Genomic DNA, 3,105 nt, shown 5'->3' with positions numbered 1-3,105 from the left:
AAAATTTTTGCTTCCGCAGTTTCGCCATTACCATTATAATATAGAAAATCAAGTAAAAATCTTAAGAATTTTAATTTCAGAATATTCATTATATTCTATCTTTTTTATAAAAAAAATAAATTTAATTAAAATTTTAAAAAAGTACTTGAGATGTTTACTATTATAGTATATTATATAATTAATAAAGGTAAGTTTTATGAAAAAAATTAACAAACGATTATTTAAAGCAATTAAAACAATTTGCAATATTAATTTAATAGAAATTGAGAAGTTGATTAAAAATGGAGCTGATGTGAATGCAAAGGATGAGTATGAAATGACTGCTTTACATCTTGCTGCTCAAAATGGTCATATAGAAGTTGCAGATCTTCTACTAAAAAATGAAGCTGATGTTGATGGTACTAATAAGGATGGTGAAACTCCTCTCTCTATTACAAAAGATTTAAAAATCAGAAGATTATTTATGAAGAAGTGTATTACAAAATTAGAAATTTCTAATCCAGATATTGTGAGTAATGAGGAATTTAAGAAAAGCGAAAAAATTATAAAAAATGATCATTACCTAAATTCTTATTATGCACAATGCATAGAAGAATTAAAAAGGCTCAAAAAGACAAAAATTGAAAACACAGAAGTTACAGTATACGACATTTTAGAAGAGAAAAATTTAGATAAATTAGTTAGTTATGCTGAAAATAAGATCTTAGAAAAGAGTTATCATGCATCTGACATAAGAAAGCAGTGGAAAAAAGCAAAGGAGTTACAAAAGCTAAAAGACACAAAATTTGTATGTCAATATAAATATAAAGATAAAAAGACAGGTGAAAATACAGGAGAATATAGAGAAACAGAGATTTCACTTTATAAAATATTGGTAGAGAAGGATTTAGATAAATTGGCAGGATTTTTTAAACATCCTAAAATAAGGAATGACATTAAAAAATGTGTAGAATCACTCGAGTTAAGCAAAGATTTTCCTATATATGGAGACCGAATAGAAATGCAATGTAGAAAAGGGTTAGCAAGACGTTATGCACTTAATGTGCAAGAAAAACAGAATCACAATGCAAAAGTAATAGAGTATAGCTCCCTATCTCTTGCAGTTCATTCGATTGCAACATGTGTAGTCTGTGCTGCTATAGGGTTTGAATTATTACCTACAATTGGTGTAACACTTAACGTTGGGATACCTGCAGCTCTCATTACAGCTTGTGTTACATATTATGCTAATCCTGATAATACGTTTGGAGATTCTTATATTGAGCTGGTAGGAGAACATTCAACAACCATAGCATAATCAACTTTAATAGTACATGATATGAATTTGAAGTTGTAGGTTTCGAAAGAGGTTTAATGCATGTGAATATTTGAAAATGATATAAAAATGTTTAAAAGAATTTGCTAATTTCTTCATTCCTATCTAAATTCTATTGAGTAAAAAGTATAATAAAGTATACATGAATTTTAGGGCTTGGTTAATTAGCAACCTTGTAGTGATATTGAGTAATATGCAAGTATTATATACTTTTATTAGTATACCACTAGAAAAAGAACTTCACTTAACATCTACGCAAATTGCTCTTGCAAATTCTATATACACATGGATTTTTGCTGTTTTTCAACTTTTTAGTGGAACTACATTTAGTATTATCTCTAGTCGAAAAGTCTATTTTTTTTCAATAATCGCTATCATCTTAGGATTTATTTTATTAATTAATAGTGCAAGCTTTATTTCCATTATCTTATCCCAGGTATTACTTGCAGTTGGAGCATCTTTCGGTTTTGTTGGTGCTGCATATTTTAGTAGCATATGTTTTCCAATAAAAAAATTTGGATTAATATTTTCTTTTGTACAAACAATTTCAAGCCTTGCTGCATTTGGCAGCCAAATTCTATTTATTACCTTGATTTCAATGAAGATATATTGGAAGCACTTAATTATAGGAGTAATAATATATGGTATTTTTACACTTGCTCTAGTATTCTTTTGCTTAAATATGTCAGAATTTAAAGAGGAGAAGCATAATAAGCTCTATGACACACTAGTGGCAATAATAGATTCAATACTTATGGTATTAAGAATAAGAGACATTTGGATCACTTCTGTAGTTGGTGCAGCAACCTTTGGAACATTTCTAGCACTAAATACCTTATGGGGACCACGGTTATTAAGTGATCATGGATTTAATTCAATGCAATCAGGAGTCGCTACTGCTATTTTATGGTTTGGGCTTGCAGTAGGAGCTCCAGTTACAGATCAAATCTCAAGATTATTTAAAAATAGACGTGATGTAATTTCTATTTTTGCTGTTATACAAGGAATCTCAATTATTATTTTGATTTATAGCAAAACAATTATTGCTGCGTACATATGCATGTTCATATTTGGTTTTGCTTCTGGTGGACATATGTTAAATTTTACTGTTGGTAGTGATTTAGTAAGGCGAGAATATATAAGTACAACATCATCAATTATAAATGGCATAATGTTTGTTGGAAGTGGAATAATAGTATATATTTTAGCTTTATTATCTAAGAATCACAAACATGCTTTTTTTATTATTTTTGTAATACTTATCACTGCAGCTGCTTTAAATTATCTTACAAAAGAGATATATACAAAACAAGGAACTTAAGTATGTAATATCAAAATAAAAAACTGAAGGTTTGTTGCCTTGAGTATACAACTATTATTTTAGGTAATGTAACAGCTGAAGATTGCAGAAGGTACATGATATTTTGGTAAAGAGGAATTGTTAGCACGTCACCAATAGAAATGTATGATCACTATTATACTTAACTACCTAAATTTTTTTAGATATTCTATTAAGAATATCTTGAGAAAAAGTGAATTATGTCTCATTATACTATAAATCAAATTCCAGGGATTCTGCGTAAATTCTTAAAATTTTATTAAACTACAAAATAATAACAAAGATAAAATACTAAAATAGTATTAAGTATATATTGGAGTAAAATATGCCAGGTGACAATTTTGAAAAACAAATACAGTTAATAACTGATAGTAAATTAGAGCAGTATTATAAAGAATACTTGACCTCGAATAGAGATGCTTTAGAAAATGCAAAAAGAAATCCAAAAGCA

At 28.1% G+C, this 3,105-nt stretch carries 2 protein-coding genes; both read left to right on the top strand.

Translation table 11 applies throughout. From position 1 onward, the window contains the following. Window positions 1-196 precede the first annotated feature (196 nt). Window positions 197-1,297, top strand: a complete 1,101-nt coding sequence (locus V6U76_RS04960; RefSeq protein ID WP_333024021.1) for an ankyrin repeat domain-containing protein — start codon at window positions 197-199, stop codon at window positions 1,295-1,297. A gap of 160 nt (window positions 1,298-1,457) precedes the next feature. Next, window positions 1,458-2,636, top strand: coding sequence for an MFS transporter (locus tag V6U76_RS04955; protein ID WP_333024019.1), 1,179 nt, complete (start codon window positions 1,458-1,460; stop codon window positions 2,634-2,636). The last annotated feature ends 469 nt before the right edge of the window (window positions 2,637-3,105 follow it).

This window comes from Wolbachia endosymbiont of Pentidionis agamae, from assembly GCF_036711655.1.
In the GTDB taxonomy this organism is placed as follows: Bacteria; Pseudomonadota; Alphaproteobacteria; order Rickettsiales; family Anaplasmataceae; genus JAZHPY01.
The sequence above is the reverse complement of the archived record's forward strand: the minus strand, read 5'-3'. Positions and strand labels throughout refer to the sequence as shown.